We start from the raw sequence: 14,219 nt of genomic DNA on the forward strand, positions 1-14,219 counted from the left end.
TCGGCATCGGGGCCCACGGGGGGCGGGGTCATGCAGGTCGGAGAACTCGACGAGATCACGGCGCGGGCATTGCGTGGCGAACCGGCCACGACCGAGCAGGCGCTGGACATCCTCAAGGCCGGCGATGACGAGACGATGAGCGTGGTCGCGGCGGCCGGCCGGGTGCGGCGCCATTTCTTCGGTACCGGTGTGCGATTGAACTATCTGGTCAATCTGAAGTCCGGTCTGTGCTCGGAGGACTGCGCCTACTGCTCCCAGTCGCTGGCGTCCACGGCACAGATCCCGCGCTACAGCTGGGTCGAGGATGGCGAGGTCCGCCGTGCCGTGGAGGCCGGGGTCGCCCGGGGCGCCAGCACCGTCTGCCTCGTCGCGTCCGGGCGAGGACCCTCGCGCCGCGAGGTGGACAAGGTGGCTGGCATCGTCGCAAGGATTCACCGTGAGCACCCGAGTCTGCACATCTGCACCTGTCTCGGTTTCCTCGACGACGAGAAGGCGAAGACCTTGTACGAGGCCGGCTCGGACCGTTACAACCACAATCTGAACACGGCCGAGTCGCACTATTGCGAGATCTGCTCAACACACAGCTATGCCGACCGGGTGGCCACGATGCAGGCCGCCCGGCGCGCCGGGATCAGCCCGTGCACCGGGCTCATCGCGGGGATGGGGGAGACCGACGAGCAACTCGTCGAGGTGGCGCTGGCTCTGCGCGAACTCGATGCGGAGTCCGTGCCGGTGAATCTCCTGCTGCCCTTCGAGGGCACCCGTTTGGCTGACCACCGCGAACTGACCCCTCAGCGCTGCCTGCGGATCCTGTCGATGGTGCGCATGATCCATCCCGACCGGGAGGTGCGTTCGGCAGCAGGCCGCGAATACCACATTCGCACTCTGCAGCCGTTGGTTCTGGAGGTGTGCAATTCGATCTTCCTGGGCGACTACCTCACGAGTGAGGGACAGTCCGGCCGTGATGACCGGGAAATGATCGCCGACATGGGTTTCCACGTCGAGGCGCCCGAACCGAGCACGTCCGGCCAGATCTGCTTCGGCCCCGAGCCCGATGCCCGAAGCGTTGTCGCGGTGGCCAGCGCACTGGGGGAGGACACGACCGGGCCGGTGCTCGTCGACGCCGCCGGGGTTGCCATCAGGACACGGGGTATCGGTACCTCCAGCCTGCCGAATGTGTGAACGCACTGCCGGTGGTCATCCGCCGACAGTGCCGGTAGCGTGGGGCCATGAACATAGGAATGGTCACCGCCGACTGTACGGATCCGGGTGCCGAGGCCGCTTTCTGGACCAAGGCGCTCGGCGTGAACATTGTGGAGAATTACGAGGAATTCGTCATGATCGGCTCCACACCGGTGCTCGGTTTCCAGAAAGTGGACGATCCCACGCCGGGCAAGAACCGGATGCACCTGGACCTCCACAGCGCTGACCGGCTGGCCGAGGTGGATCGGCTCATCGCACTCGGGGCGGCGGTTGTCGCCGAGCACCAGATGCCCGGCGGTAGTGGCTTCACGTGGACCGTCATGCGCGACCCCGAGGGCTTGGAGTTCTGCGTTTCGGGGCAGTGACCCGCTCCAACCGACGACCCGTGCAGCCGTGAGGAGGACGTGCACGCAGGGCGGGCACGAGAGGCGACAGGATCCAAACAACAGCAGGACGTGAAGAAAGCCCCTGACCGGATCAAAAGACCTGGTCAGGGGCCACCATTGGTAGCGGGGACAGGATTTGAACCTGTGACCTCTGGGTTATGAGCCCAGCGAGCTACCGAGCTGCTCCACCCCGCGTCGCCCGGACAACTCTACTCGCGAGAGCGGCTGGTGCCAAATCCGAGGCTCTGCACGGCGTAACCGCACTGCTGGTGCCAGCCCGTGGGAGGCCCGCTTGTACAATGTCCATGCTCTGCTGCGGGCGGATCTGCCCGAACCTCATGAGGAGAAGCACCATGGACTTCAGGATTGGCCGTCGGCCGCTCATCGGCGCCGCGCTCGCCGGATCGTTGGCGTCCCTGGTGGGGTGCTCCTCCAAGGACGGCGGCAGTGGCAGCCAGGCCCAGGTGCACGACTTGGTCGTCGGCGCCACGGCAGCGCCCGACGCGCTCGACCCTTCCACGAACACTGCTGCGGCGATCTCCCAGGCCCTGCTCTACAACGTCTACGAGACCCTGCTCAAGGTGGACGGCAAGGGCGCCTACCAGCCGCTGCTCGCCAAGAGCTGGACCGAGAGCCCCGACGGGCTGTCCTACACCTTCACCCTCGAGCCGAACGCGAGATTCGCCAGCGGTGCGGCGCTGGACGCCTCCGCCGTCAAGACCTCCCTCGACCGCATCGGCCAGGATCCCACGACGCTGGCGACGCTGAAGTCGCAGCTGGCAGCCATCGACCGGGTCGAGACCCCCGATCCAGGCACCCTCGTCCTCAGGCTCAAGCACCCCGACAACTTCCTGCTGTACTTCCTGGCGCAGACCGCCGGCATCGTCTACGAACCCTCGGCCTTGTCGACGCTCAACCAGAAGCCGGCTGGTTCGGGCCCCTTCGTCTTCAGCGCCTGGAGCCAGGGTGAGTCGCTCTCACTGGTACGCAACGCGAGCTACTGGGGCACACCGACCAAGTTCGACAAGGCCACCTTCAAGTACTACGCCGATCCCAATGCCGAGAATGCGGCGCTGAGCAGCGGCGATCTCGACATCATCTCGAACGTCCAGGCTCCCCAGGCGCTCGGGCAGTTCAAGGACACCAGCCGGTTCACGATCCTCGACGGGACGACGATGTCCGAGGTGGTCATGGGGTTCAATCACTCCCGCCCGGTCTTCGGCGACATCCGGGTACGCCGGGCCATCAACTACGCGATCAACCGCCCCGAGCTGCTGCAGACCGTCGCCGACGGGCACGGGCGCCTCATCGGATCCATGGTCCCGCCCACCGATCCATGGTACGAGGATCTCTCGAACACCTATAGCTTCGATCCCGACAAGGCACGCAGCCTGCTGGCCGAGGCTGGTCACTCATCGGGTCTCACGCTCGCCCTGCGAGTGCCGACATTGCCCTACGCCACCGCAGCGGCGACCTTCGTCACGAGCGCTCTCAAGGACGTCGGCATCACGGTCACCGTCGACCAGCTGGACTTCCCGGCCCGCTGGATCGACGAGGTGATGACGAAGGGCAACTACGATATGACGATCATCGGCCACGCCGAGGGTCGTGACATCGTCAAGTGGGCCGATCCCCAGTACTACTGGCACTACGACAATCCGGCCTTCCAGAAGCTCATCCAGCAGGCGCAGACCGGGCCGGCCGATGAGGTGAACGGAATCATGAAGAAGGCGGCGGAAATGCTGGCCACCGATGCGGCGGCCGATTTCCTCTATCTGCTCGCCAATCTCGTCGTCATCCGCGCGGACCTGTCCGGGGTCGCCGAGAACCTCACCTCCGACAGCTTCGACCTGACGACGATCTCGTCCAAGGACTTCTGAGGCCCTTCGTGCGCGTCGCCTCGACGATCGCCCGTGAGCTGCTGATCTTCGCGGCCACCCTCCTGGTCACCTCGCTCATCATCTTCATGGTGGTCAATCTGCTGCCCGGAGACGTGGCGGGAACCATTCTCGGCCCCAACGCCGACGCCTCCTCGATCGCCGCGCTGCGCACTACGATGGGCCTCGACCGGCCGTGGCCGCTGCGCTATCTGGAGTGGATCGGCGGTCTGCTCACCGGCGACGCCGGGAGATCCGCGCTGAGCGGCCAGCCGGTGTTGGCGCTCATTGGCCCCAAGCTGGCTGTCACGGGCTGGCTCGTGACGCTGGGCATGGCCCTGGCCATCGTCATCGCGGTGCCGGTGGGCATCGCTGCTGCACTGCGGCGCAAGCATCTCGACGGCCTCATCTGGGCGGGTCTGTCCCAGCTCGGCATGGCCGTGCCCGCCTTCCTCGCCGGCATGCTGCTCGTCGTGGTCTTCGCCGTCCAGCTGAGCTGGCTGCCGGCCAATGGCTATGTCCGGCTCGCCGAGGACCCCGGAGGGTGGGCGCGACACCTCGTCCTCCCGGTGGTCTCCCTGGCCATCGTCCAATCGGCGGTCCTCGTGCGCTATGTCCGATCGGCGTTCATCGACGTTCTCGGCGAGGACTACTTTCGCACCGCCCGGGCCGTGGGCTGGCGTTTCGGCTCGGCAGTGCTGCGCCACGGTCTGCGCAATGCCAGTCTCCAGGTGCTCACCGTGCTCGGGCTGCAGCTCGCCACCTTGTTCGTCGGGGCCATCGTCATCGAGAACGTCTTCGTGCTGCCGGGCCTCGGCTCGCTGCTGCTGTCCAGCGTGAATCAGCGCGATCTGCCTGTTGTGCAGACCATCGTCATGATTCAAGTGGCACTCGTGCTCGTCATCAACGGCGTGGTCGATCTCGTCGCCCGGCTGGCGGACCCGCGCCTGCGCGCCGAGGCCACGGAGGCCGGGGCATGAGGCGCGCCGGGCTCATCGCCGGGACGGCCTGCGTCGGGGTTGTCGTCGTCATGGCCCTTGTCGCACTGTTTTGGACGCCCTATGATCCTGGCCAGGTGGAGGCCTCTCAGGCCCTTGCCCAGCCGAGCGCGGCGCACCTGTTCGGCACTGACGGCTTCGGGCGCGACATCTTCTCCCAGCTCCTCGTCGGTGCAAGGATCTGCCTGCAGGTCGGCATCGTGTCCGTCGCCATCGGCGCACTGGTCGGGGTGCCGCTGGGCATCTGGGCGGGAATGGCCCCAGGACGGATCGGCAGGGCCATCATGCGGGTCAGCGATGTGCTCTACGCCTTCCCGGCTCTGCTGCTCGCCATCCTGCTGGCGGCCGCGCGGGGCAGCGCGTCCACCGGCACCGCGATGGTGGCGATCGGGGTGAGCACGGTGCCCGCCTTCGCGCGGGTGGCCCACGGTGCCACCCGCTCCGTGATGGCACGCGACTATGTGGCGGCGGCACGGGCCAGCGGAATCGGCTGGGGTGGGATCGCGCGAACTCATGTGCTGGTGAACATCGCGCCTGTCGTTCTCGTGCAGACCTCGACGAGTTTCGGCCTGGCGATCCTCGCCGAGGCGGGTCTGAGCTATCTGGGGATCGGCACTGCGCCAACCACGCCGAGCTGGGGACGCATGCTCTACGACGCCCAGAAATACCTGTACCAGGCACCGCTGCAGCTGCTGTGGCCCGGCATGTTCATCGCTGTGGCAGTGCTCGGATTCAACCTGCTGGGCGATGGCCTGCGCGATGCGCTGGATCCCCGGCTCAGGACCGGGAGGCACGATGACTGAGCTGCTGAGCGTGGAGAACATGGTCGTCGGTTTCGAGGGCGCGTCCCGGCCCACCATCGGCGGCATCAGCTTCACGCTGCGCGCCGGCCAGCGCCTGGGTCTGATCGGCGAGTCCGGTTCGGGCAAGTCGGTCACCGCACTGGCGCTCATGGGACTGCTTCCCGACACTGCCCATCTGTCTGGTTCGGTACGCCTGGCAGGTCGCGAGCTCGTCGGGCTCGGCGACGCGAAGATGGCGCGCATCCGGGGCCGCGAGATGTCGATGGTGTTCCAGGAACCGATGACCGCCCTGGATCCGACAATGCGGGTTGGCCGCCAGGTGGCCGAGGTGGTGCGCCTGCACTGCGCTCGCACCGGGAGCGGGCACACTCGCGAGCGGGTCTGCCGGATGCTGGAGGAGGTGGGTCTGCCCGACGCGGAGCGGATCGCCGACAGTTATCCCTTCCAGCTGTCGGGCGGGCAACGCCAACGGGTGATGGTGGCGATGGCGCTCATCAACCGGCCTGAGCTCATCATCTGCGACGAGCCGACCACTGCCCTCGACGTCACGGTGCAGGCCAGGGTGCTCGATGTGCTCGATCGAGGGCTGCGCGAGGTGGGCGCCGCATGCCTGTTCATCAGCCACGACTTGGCGGTGGTCTCGCAGATCTGTGACGACGTGATCGTGATGTATCGCGGCCAGATCGTGGAGGCCGGCCCGGTGGCGGTGCTGCTGGATCACGCACGCCATCCCTACACCCGCGGACTCGTGGCCACCGCGCGACTCGACGAGGTGGCCCCCGGAGCTCGGCTTCGGGTGATCGAGGACTTTTGGGACGCGTCACAGGAGCGGCGATGAGCGAGTCGACCCCGGAGTTTGCTCTGCGTGAGGTACGGCGCACCTTCCACCGGCGACGCGGTCGTGGCGCCGGCACAGTGGCAGCCGTCGATGGTGTCGACCTCGATGTCATGGCCGGTCAGCGATTGGGGATTGTCGGGGAGTCCGGCTCGGGAAAGTCCACCTTGCTGCGCATGATGGCCGCCATCGTCGCCCCCACATCCGGCCGGATCAGCTTCCGCGGTCACCGGATCGACAGCGCGCGCCCCCGCGATCTGGGGGCGCTGCGCTCCAGCGTCCAGATGGTCTTCCAGGACCCCAACAGCTCACTGGATCCGCGCATGAAGGTGGCCGACATCGTCACTGAGCCGCTGCGCTCGCCGCTTGTGAGGGGCCGGGGCGACGCGCCGGCGGACCGGCGGGCTCGGCTCGTCGAGGTGCTTGCCGAGGCCGAGCTCGAACCCGACATCGCCCGGCGCTATCCCCACGAGCTGAGCGGAGGCCAACGCCAGCGAGTCGCAATAGCCCGCGCCCTGGCACCCGAACCCGATGTCCTGCTGGCCGACGAGCCGGTCTCCGCCCTCGACGTCTCGGTCCGCGCTCACGTGCTCAACTTGTTCGTCGACCTCGTCCGGGCACGGGGGTTGACGTTCGTCCTGGTGGGCCACGACTTGGCGGTGGTACGCCATGTCTGCGATTCGGTGGCCGTCATGCAGGCGGGCCGGGTGGTGGAATCGGGCCCTGTCGAGCAGGTCTATCGCAACCCGAGGCACGACTACACCAAGACCCTGCTCGCCAGCGTGCCGAGCATCCGAGCGCATCGCGGTTGAGATCGTGGCGGGCCAGCACCTGCCGGACCATAGAATCTGGGTGTGAAGGCTCTGCTGCTCGAAAACATCCATCCCGAGGCCACCCGTATTCTCACCGCTGCGGGCTACGACGTGGAGACCCGCTCGGGTGCTCTGGGCGAGGACGAACTCATTGCCGCACTCAACGGCGTCGACCTGCTGGGCATCCGATCGCGGACCAATGTCACCGACACCGTCCTGCGCCGCATTTCCGGTGGACTCAAGGCGATCGGGGCCTTCTGCATCGGTACGAACCAGATCGATCTGGACGCTTGCTCCGAGCATGGCATCGCCACCTTCAACGCGCCCTACTCCAATACCCGCAGCGTCGTCGAGCTCGCGATGGCCGAGATCGTGGCGATGGCCCGGCATCTCACCGACCGCACCGCGCAGATGCATGCGGGTGTGTGGAGCAAGTCGGCCACCGGCAGCCACGAGGTACGGGGCCGCACCCTGGGGATTGTCGGCTACGGCAACATCGGTTCGCAGCTGTCCGTGCTCGCCGAGGCCTTCGGCATGCAGGTGTACTTCTACGACATCTCGGACCGGCTCGCCATGGGCAATGCGAAGCGCTGCGAATCCCTGGAGGAGCTCCTTGCGGTGGCCGAGACGGTGACACTGCACATTGACGGGCGCGAGTCGAACACCGGCTTCTTCGGTGCCGACCAGTTCGCGGCGATGCGAGCCCGTTCGCTGTTCCTCAACCTGTCGCGCGGCTTCGTCTATGACGACCAGGCGCTGGCGGACGCGCTGCGCTCGGGTCACCTGGCCGGTGCCGCCGTCGACGTGTATCCCAAGGAGCCCAGGTCCTCGGGTGAACCCTTCGTCTCGCCCCTGCAGGGCCTGCCGAACGTCATCCTGACTCCCCATGTGGGTGGCTCCACCCAGGAGGCTCAGTACGACATCGGACGGTATGTGGCAAACAAGCTGCACGACTACATCCAGACCGGCGGCACCTCGATGAGCGTCAACCTTCCCGAGGTGAGCACGCCTCCGGCCACCGGAGTGCGGGTCACCCATATCCATCGCAATGTGCCAGGAGTGATGGCCCAGCTCAATTCGGTGCTGTCCAGCCACGACGCGAACATCGCCTTCCAGGCGCTCAGCACGAAGGGGAGCACGGGATATGCCGTCACCGATGTGACGGCCGCCTCCAATGGTTGGGTCGACGATCTGGCGCATATTCCCAATACCATCGCCTGCCGGGTGATCCGCGCGAGCTGAGTGCCGATGCCTGCCGGAGAACTGGCGTTCTCGGCGTGGCGGAGCCTGCCGCGGGGCAGATCGGCCGTGAGGGGGCGTGGGCAGGAGCGGTGAGCACAAGGGCATCTCGCCTGCACACCCTCGAACGGCTGGCGCCTCAGCCGGAGGTGTCGTCGCGAGCCAGCCGGGCGAGCACGGCATCGTGGAGTCGGCCATTGGTGGCCAGGGCACCGCGGCCCACGGGACCGGGCTCGCCGTCGAGATTGGTGAAGCGTCCGCCCGCTTCGCGCACGATGATGTCGAGCGCCGCCATGTCGTGCAGTTCGAGATCGGGTTCAGCGGCCAGATCCACGCACCCCTCCGCCACCAGCATGTAGCTGAAGAAGTCCCCGAAGGCTCTGGTGCGGCCGCAATCGCGGATGAGGTCGACGAATCCTTGGCCACGCCCGTCCTTGATCCAGCCGTTGATCGACGAGTAGGACAAGAAGGCGTCGCCGACCGAGTCGACCTTCGACACCTGGATGCGGGCGGGGGAGAGCAGAGTCTTGCCGGTATAGGCGCCGGCTCCCTTGGCAGCCCACCAGCGGCGTCCGATCGCCGGGGCACTGACCACACCTACGCAGATCTCGCCGTTCACACGCAGCGCAATGAGTGTCGCCCAGATGGGCACCCCCCGCACATAGTTGGCCGTGCCGTCGATGGGGTCGACAATCCAGGTGCGAGGACCCCGACCGGTGTCCTCCATCTCCTCGCCGTGCACGGCGTCGCGCGGTCGCGCCGTGGCGAGCGTACGGCGCACCGCCGCCTCCACTGCCTGGTCCGCCTCGGAGACGGGCGTGTGATCGGCCTTGCTGCGGACCACGAGATCGCGCGCCTTGAAGCGGCTCATTGTCAGGGAATCGGCGTTGTCCGCCATGAGGTGGGCCAGACGCAGGTCATCGGTGAAGTCGGGCGCATCAGCCATGGCCATGACTCTAGCGGTGCCGCAGACCCGCGAGTGCCAGGTCACGCCCCGGTGGGCACATCAGCCGTTCTCATGCGCGGGATGGTCGACGGCGTCGAGTATCCGCCGGAAGCTGGCCAGCCGCGCTGCGGACAGCTCGCCGCGCCCCAGGGCGGCATCCAGGCCGCACTCGGGCGCATCGGCATGATGGCTGCAGCCGCGCGGGCAGTCCGCGACATACTGCGCCAGATCATGAAAGGCGTCGAGGATGGCCGCCGGATCCACGTGGCTCAGCCCGAAGCTGCGAACTCCTGGCGTGTCGATCACCCAGCCGGGGTCATCCTTGTGACCGGGCAGCTGCGGCAGTTCGAGGGCGACCGCGGAGGTGGAGGTCTGGCGTCCCTTGCCGGTGACGTCGTTGACCTCCCCGGTGCGCCGGTCGGCGTCGGGCACCAGCCGGTTGATGAGTGTCGACTTGCCGACCCCCGAATGACCCACCAGCACCGTCACCTTGCTCGCCAGCAGATCACGTAGTCCCGATAGCTCGCACGTGGGGGAGCTCACGACGATCGGGAGACCGAGGGGCTCGTAGAGGCGGGTTATGGGTGCGGGGTCGGCGAGATCGGATTTGGTGAGGCAGATGATGGGCGCCACCCCGGCCGCGTAACCAGCCACCAGCACCCGGTCGATCATGCCGGGCCGGGCCGGCGGATCGATGAGCGAGGCCACCACGACGAGCTGGTCCGCGTTGGCCACGATGGGCCGCTCAGTGGGGTCGGTGTCGTCGGCCGTGCGATTGAGCACGGTCCGGCGTGCCATCACCTCGACGATGCGGGCCAAGGTGCCGTCGCGGCCGCTGGTGTCTCCGACGACACGCACGCGGTCTCCCACGATGACGCCCCTGCGGCCGATCCGGCGGGCTTTCGTGGCAAGCAGCGGACGAGACTCGGAGTTCTCGAGGAGGCAGCGGTAACGCCCGCGGTCCACCGAGATGACCCGGGCCAGCGCAGCCTCGGAGTAGTCGGGCCGCTGCTTGGTCCGTGGGCGTGTACGGCGCGCGGGCCGGCCGAAATCATGGAGATCGAAGTCGGTTCCGCGACCGATGGCACCTCGGGTCGGGCGTGCGTTCATCGGCACTGCTTTGTCATCGGCCCTGCCTTGTCATGGGCATTGCTGTGTCATCGGCGCGGTCTTTCATGGGCGCGGTCTTTCATCGGCCCTGCATCATGGCTGTCCACCGCTGCGCGAAATCGGGCATCGTCTTCGCTGCGCACGCCACGTCGTCGAGTTTCATGCCAGGAACGAGCAGGCCGAGCAGCGCGCCGAGATGCACCATCCTGTGGTCGCCGTAGCAGGCGAAGACTCCATTGCCCTCACTGGGGTGCAAATCGCCGAGATGATCGGCCATGCCCCGGATCACCAGGCCATCGGGGTTCTCGCGCACGGGCACCCCGATGCGCGAGAGCTCGGTGGCGATGGCGCGGATCCGGTCGGTTTCGTGACCACGGATGTGCGCGACACCGCCGATGGCGGTCGTGCCACGTGCTGCGACTGCCATCGCCGCCGCGACCGGGGTCAGCTCACTGGCATCGTGCAGGTCGAGGGTGGCGCCCAGCAGACGCGTGCCGGTCATCGTGAATCCCTGGGGGGTATCGGTCAGGGTGGCGCCCATGAGGGCAGCCATCGACCCGATGAGACGCCCGGGCTGCTCGGTGCGTCTCGGCCAGCCGGCAATGCGCACGGCTCCTCCGGTGAGCAGGCCCGCGACGAGGAAGGCTGCACCATTGGTGAGGTCGGGCTCGATCTGCTCGTCGACGGCTGCGATCGGGCCGGGTTCGACAATCCAGTGACGTCCGAGGCGATCCGCCCTGATCTGCACCCCATGGCGTTCGAGCATCGAGACCGTCATCGCGATATGGGGCGAGGAGGGGATGAGCTCGCCCTCGTGGCGCAGATCCAGCCCCTGGGGGAACAGCGGGGCTGCGAGCAGCAGCCCGGAGACGAACTGGCTCGAGGCACTCGAATCGATGGTGACCTTGCGTCCGCCCAGCTGGGCCGGCGCCTCCAGGACGAAGGGGATGGCCTCGGCGGAGCTCGTGACACCCAGCTGATGCAGTCCGTCGAGCAGCGGGCCCAGCGGTCGCTCACTGGCCCTGGGGTCGCCGACGAAACTCGTCCGGCCACCAGCCAGGGCTGCCACCGGAGGGATGAAGCGCATGACGGTTCCCGCCAGCCCGCAGTCGATGGGCTGACCGGCTGCGTGCAGGGGCCCGGGATGCACAATGACGATGTCGTCGTCGGCCGCCTCGAAACGCGTTCCCAGCGCCGTCAGGGCGGCCATCATGAGCTCGGTGTCGCGGGCGTGGAGGATCCCGCGGATACTGCTCACGTCCTGTGAGAGCGCAGCGAGGACGAGCGCCCTGTTGCTCTCGGACTTCGACCCCGGCACGACAACGCTGGTGCGCAGGGGATGGCCGGGGCTCGGCGCGGGCCAGGGCTCGGCGGGTCTGGTGATCGCGTCGGAGGGCATGCTCATGGCCATCAGGCTAGCCGCCCGCCCGTGACTGCTCTCGGCAGGCGCTGTGCGAGCTGTCGAATGTGCCCGCCATGCCGGGCCTGCCCAGCCTTTCCGGCACGCTCAGCTCGCGATCGTCTGGACCTTGCCGACAGCCTGCTCGGTGAGGTCCTGCACGTTCTCGACGGCGTGGTGGGCGCCGCTGCGGGCGCGCCAGACCAGACTTGGCTTGCCCTCGGTGTCCTGGGCCGCGAGCACTGCCGCACCCAACAGGGCACCAGTCGTGATGAGCTCGTTGAGACTTCCCGAACCGTCCCTGGCGCGCGCCCCCTTGACGACGGAAGGCAAGGTGAAGGCGGTAGTGATGGCAAGCACCGCAGCGCTGGGGCGTCTGCCCAACCCCACTGCGTAGCCCAGTGCGGCCACCAGCTGGGCAGCGCCGCTGATTCGCACCCAGGCAGGTGCCGTCTCTGGTAGCCGGGCGGCTGCCTCCCCGGGCAAGGCGGCCTTGGCGATGCCCACGAGCTGGCTGATGGTGGGGGCGAGCTTCTCGGCGGCGGGACCCGGATTGACCACATTGCGGGCGCCCTGGACCGCGAACCACGAGGAGAACATGGCTCGGGAGGTGAATCGCAGCAGTGACATGGTCCATTAGTACCCCCGCTTGCATTGTTGTGAAACCCAGGCAGGCGAGCGTCTTCCGGTCGGGCACGGCAGGCCCGGCGCAACGATTACCGTTGAATCATGTGCGGCAGATACGCCTTGAGTGCCGATCCCGACGAGCTCATCGAGATCTTCGAGGTCGAGCAGTTGCATGACGACGACGGTCAGTCCCGCCCGGCAGGGGCGGTGGCGCCGGCTCCCGGCTGGTTGGCGCCGCACTACAACATCGCTCCCACCCAGACCGTCCCGGGTATTGTGCAGGCCTCGTCGCCCGGACGGCCGCGCAGCCTGGTGGGCATGCGCTGGGGGCTGGTGCCGAGCTGGTCGAAGGGTCCCGGCGCTGGACCTGCGTTGATCAATGCCCGCCTGGAGACCGCCACCGAGAAGCCCTCCTTCCGCGCAGCCGCGGCGAAACGCCGGTGCCTGCTGCCGGCGGACGGCTACTACGAGTGGTATCAACCCGAGCCTGGCGCGCCATCCGGGGGGCGGGCGGTCAAGGCGATCAAGCAGCCCTACTTCATTCACCCGACAGATTCCAGCGTCATGGCAATGGCCGGTCTTTTCGAGTTCTGGCGGGCCCCGGGAGGGGAATGGCTGGTCAGCTGCACGATCCTCACCTGCTCGGCCATCGACGAGCTGGGCCACCTCCACGACCGGATGCCGGTTCAGGTGGCCCCATGCAACTGGCCGGCCTGGCTCGACCGCGAACTCACCGATTCCCGCGCCGCGCTGCAGCTGGCCCATGTGCCGGATGCCGGCGAGATGAGCGCCTACCGGGTGGGTGCGGAGGTCAACAAGGTGGCACACGACTACCCGGGGCTCATCACGGCTGTCGATGATCCGGCTGGGCAGCCCTCTGACGAGCCGGTCGGCACCCCGCCGGCGGGTGCTCCGCCCCGAGGCGAGCCGAATGCGCCGACGGAATAAGGCCACTCACCGCAGTGTTGTGCCTGCGTGCCCACGAAGACAACGACCGACAGTCCGGTAATGTCATATCTGATGATGATTGCCGCTTCTGCCAAGAGTGAGCCGGCCGGTGAGGATCAGACCGACCGGGCCGTCGACGTGCGCGAGACAGAGACCGCCGATGAGCGTGCCGAGCGTTTCGAGCGCGAAGCTATGGTCTATCTGGACCAGCTCTACGGCGCCGCGTTGCGCATGACGCGCAACCCCGCTGACGCCGAGGATGTGGTCCAGGAGACCTATGCGAAGGCGTTCAGTTCGTTCAAGCAGTTCCGTCCCGGCACCAATCTGAAGGCCTGGTTGTACCGGATCCTCACGAACACCTACATCAACAGCTATCGCAAGGCGCAGCGCCAGCCGCAGACCGGCTCGGGTGACGACGTCGAGGACTGGCAGCTGGCCAAGGCTGCCTCGCACGACGCGACCGGCAATCCCTCCGCCGAGATGGAGGCGCTGAAGGGCATCCCGGACGCGGCCGTCACCGAGGCCCTGGAACAGCTGTCGAGTGAGTTCCGCGAGGCTGTACTGCTGGCTGATGTCGAGGGCTTCTCCTACAAGGAGATTGCGCAGATCATGGGGACGCCCATCGGCACCGTGATGTCGCGGCTCAATCGTGGTCGGGCTCAACTGCGCAAGTCGCTGGCAGATTTCGCCAGCGAGCATGGTATCGGGAGACGGTCTCACAATGACTGAGTTACGAGACGGCCAGGAGCCGGCGGAGGTCCGCGAGGACAGCTGCGAGTTCGCGCTGAGCAGCGTCCAGGCGTTCTTGCACGGTGAGTTGCCGGAGGCAACTGCCGACGAGATCCGGGCCCATCTGCTCATGTGCGAGAAGTGCATGGACAACTTCGACGTTGAGCAGATGATCTCGGCGATGGTCAAGCGGTGCTGGTGCACCCCGGCGGCCTCGGACGCTCTCAGGCTGCGGATCGCGGCCGTCGCCCACCTCGGCGACACGATCTAGCTGCGAGACCGTCGACCAGGGGAGATAGTGCCTCCT

General features: G+C 67.3%; 15 protein-coding genes and 1 tRNA gene. 11 read left to right on the plus strand and 5 right to left on the minus strand.

The features are described 5' to 3' along the window. Positions 1-30: 30 nt before the first annotated feature. The gene (gene bioB / locus BMX93_RS03600; protein ID WP_091968105.1) at positions 31-1,182 is read left to right on the plus strand and encodes a biotin synthase BioB; all 1,152 of its coding nucleotides are present in this window, start codon (positions 31-33) and stop codon (positions 1,180-1,182) included. A 47-nt stretch (positions 1,183-1,229) separates the two neighbouring features. Then, positions 1,230-1,568: a VOC family protein gene (locus tag BMX93_RS03605; protein WP_091968108.1), complete on the plus strand. Its 339-nt coding sequence runs from the start codon at positions 1,230-1,232 to the stop codon at positions 1,566-1,568. A gap of 139 nt (positions 1,569-1,707) precedes the next feature. Here the strand turns inward: BMX93_RS03605 and BMX93_RS03610 are convergent. After that, positions 1,708-1,784: transfer RNA gene (locus BMX93_RS03610), tRNA-Met, on the minus strand. A gap of 158 nt (positions 1,785-1,942) precedes the next feature. Between BMX93_RS03610 and BMX93_RS03615 the strand changes: the two genes are divergently transcribed. Genes BMX93_RS03615 through serA form a run of 6 tightly spaced genes read left to right on the plus strand, consistent with a single transcriptional unit; the run spans position 1,943 to position 8,156 of the window. Further along, positions 1,943-3,469, plus strand: coding sequence for an ABC transporter substrate-binding protein (locus tag BMX93_RS03615; protein ID WP_091968111.1), 1,527 nt, complete (start codon positions 1,943-1,945; stop codon positions 3,467-3,469). Positions 3,470-3,477: 8 nt separating this feature from the next. Beyond that, positions 3,478-4,446 carry an ABC transporter permease gene (locus BMX93_RS03620; RefSeq protein ID WP_245725715.1) on the plus strand — a complete coding sequence of 323 codons (969 nt, stop codon included), beginning with the start codon at positions 3,478-3,480 and terminating at the stop codon, positions 4,444-4,446. Next, positions 4,443-5,267 carry an ABC transporter permease gene (locus BMX93_RS03625; protein ID WP_091968114.1) on the plus strand — a complete coding sequence of 275 codons (825 nt, stop codon included), beginning with the start codon at positions 4,443-4,445 and terminating at the stop codon, positions 5,265-5,267. Before BMX93_RS03620 ends, BMX93_RS03625 begins: the two co-directional genes overlap by 4 nt. Then, positions 5,260-6,105: an ABC transporter ATP-binding protein gene (locus BMX93_RS03630; RefSeq protein ID WP_425438746.1), complete on the plus strand. Its 846-nt coding sequence runs from the start codon at positions 5,260-5,262 to the stop codon at positions 6,103-6,105. The genes BMX93_RS03625 and BMX93_RS03630 overlap by 8 nt, the downstream gene beginning before the upstream one ends. Continuing rightward, on the plus strand, positions 6,102-6,914 hold the full coding sequence (locus BMX93_RS03635; protein ID WP_091968117.1) for an ABC transporter ATP-binding protein: 813 nt from the start codon (positions 6,102-6,104) through the stop codon (positions 6,912-6,914). Before BMX93_RS03630 ends, BMX93_RS03635 begins: the two co-directional genes overlap by 4 nt. 42 nt (positions 6,915-6,956) lie before the next feature. Then, a complete protein-coding gene (gene serA, locus BMX93_RS03640) occupies positions 6,957-8,156 on the plus strand; it encodes a phosphoglycerate dehydrogenase (protein WP_091968120.1) in 1,200 nt (399 codons plus the stop codon). A gap of 136 nt (positions 8,157-8,292) precedes the next feature. Here the strand turns inward: serA and BMX93_RS03645 are convergent, their stop codons facing one another. From BMX93_RS03645 to BMX93_RS03660, 4 genes are all read right to left on the minus strand, one after another. Beyond that, positions 8,293-9,099: an inositol monophosphatase family protein gene (locus tag BMX93_RS03645; protein ID WP_091968324.1), complete on the minus strand. Its 807-nt coding sequence runs from the start codon at positions 9,097-9,099 to the stop codon at positions 8,293-8,295. A gap of 60 nt (positions 9,100-9,159) precedes the next feature. Further along, on the minus strand, positions 9,160-10,209 hold the full coding sequence (rsgA, locus tag BMX93_RS03650) for a ribosome small subunit-dependent GTPase A (protein ID WP_091968122.1): 1,050 nt from the start codon (positions 10,207-10,209) through the stop codon (positions 9,160-9,162). A 79-nt stretch (positions 10,210-10,288) separates the two neighbouring features. Continuing rightward, complete coding sequence (aroA, locus tag BMX93_RS03655) at positions 10,289-11,614, minus strand: 3-phosphoshikimate 1-carboxyvinyltransferase (RefSeq protein WP_425438747.1); 1,326 nt, start codon at positions 11,612-11,614, stop codon at positions 10,289-10,291. A 102-nt stretch (positions 11,615-11,716) separates the two neighbouring features. Next, the gene (locus BMX93_RS03660) at positions 11,717-12,238 is read right to left on the minus strand and encodes a DoxX family membrane protein (RefSeq protein ID WP_091968128.1); all 522 of its coding nucleotides are present in this window, start codon (positions 12,236-12,238) and stop codon (positions 11,717-11,719) included. A 99-nt stretch (positions 12,239-12,337) separates the two neighbouring features. Between BMX93_RS03660 and BMX93_RS03665 the strand changes: the two genes are divergently transcribed. The 3 genes from BMX93_RS03665 to BMX93_RS03675 all read left to right on the plus strand — a co-directional run bounded on the left by BMX93_RS03665 (position 12,338) and on the right by BMX93_RS03675 (position 14,183). Then, the gene (locus BMX93_RS03665; protein WP_091968130.1) at positions 12,338-13,183 is read left to right on the plus strand and encodes an SOS response-associated peptidase; all 846 of its coding nucleotides are present in this window, start codon (positions 12,338-12,340) and stop codon (positions 13,181-13,183) included. 75 nt (positions 13,184-13,258) lie between these two features. Beyond that, positions 13,259-13,912, plus strand: a complete 654-nt coding sequence (locus BMX93_RS03670) for a sigma-70 family RNA polymerase sigma factor (protein ID WP_091968326.1) — start codon at positions 13,259-13,261, stop codon at positions 13,910-13,912. Beyond that, positions 13,905-14,183 (plus strand): zf-HC2 domain-containing protein, encoded by a 279-nt coding sequence (locus BMX93_RS03675; RefSeq protein WP_091968152.1) that lies wholly within the window; start codon positions 13,905-13,907, stop codon positions 14,181-14,183. Before BMX93_RS03670 ends, BMX93_RS03675 begins: the two co-directional genes overlap by 8 nt. Positions 14,184-14,219 lie beyond the last annotated feature (36 nt).

Source organism: Propionibacterium cyclohexanicum (assembly GCF_900111365.1).
In the GTDB taxonomy this organism is placed as follows: domain Bacteria; phylum Actinomycetota; class Actinomycetes; order Propionibacteriales; family Propionibacteriaceae; genus Propionibacterium; species Propionibacterium cyclohexanicum.

Bases quoted from the DNA above. Each gene is read 5' to 3' on its own strand.
- bioB (WP_091968105.1), top strand. From the start codon at position 31: ATGCAGGTCGGAGAACTCGACGAGATCACGGCGCGGGCATTGCGTGGC.
- BMX93_RS03605 (WP_091968108.1), top strand. From the start codon at position 1,230: ATGAACATAGGAATGGTCACCGCCGACTGTACGGATCCGGGTGCCGAG.
- BMX93_RS03615 (WP_091968111.1), top strand. From the start codon at position 1,943: ATGGACTTCAGGATTGGCCGTCGGCCGCTCATCGGCGCCGCGCTCGCC.
- BMX93_RS03625 (WP_091968114.1), top strand. From the start codon at position 4,443: ATGAGGCGCGCCGGGCTCATCGCCGGGACGGCCTGCGTCGGGGTTGTC.
- BMX93_RS03630 (WP_425438746.1), top strand. From the start codon at position 5,260: ATGACTGAGCTGCTGAGCGTGGAGAACATGGTCGTCGGTTTCGAGGGC.
- BMX93_RS03635 (WP_091968117.1), top strand. From the start codon at position 6,102: ATGAGCGAGTCGACCCCGGAGTTTGCTCTGCGTGAGGTACGGCGCACC.
- BMX93_RS03645 (WP_091968324.1), bottom strand. From the start codon at position 9,099: ATGGCTGATGCGCCCGACTTCACCGATGACCTGCGTCTGGCCCACCTC.
- rsgA (WP_091968122.1), bottom strand. From the start codon at position 10,209: ATGAACGCACGCCCGACCCGAGGTGCCATCGGTCGCGGAACCGACTTC.
- aroA (WP_425438747.1), bottom strand. From the start codon at position 11,614: ATGAGCATGCCCTCCGACGCGATCACCAGACCCGCCGAGCCCTGGCCC.
- BMX93_RS03660 (WP_091968128.1), bottom strand. From the start codon at position 12,238: ATGTCACTGCTGCGATTCACCTCCCGAGCCATGTTCTCCTCGTGGTTC.
- BMX93_RS03665 (WP_091968130.1), top strand. From the start codon at position 12,338: ATGTGCGGCAGATACGCCTTGAGTGCCGATCCCGACGAGCTCATCGAG.
- BMX93_RS03670 (WP_091968326.1), top strand. From the start codon at position 13,259: ATGATTGCCGCTTCTGCCAAGAGTGAGCCGGCCGGTGAGGATCAGACC.
- BMX93_RS03675 (WP_091968152.1), top strand. From the start codon at position 13,905: ATGACTGAGTTACGAGACGGCCAGGAGCCGGCGGAGGTCCGCGAGGAC.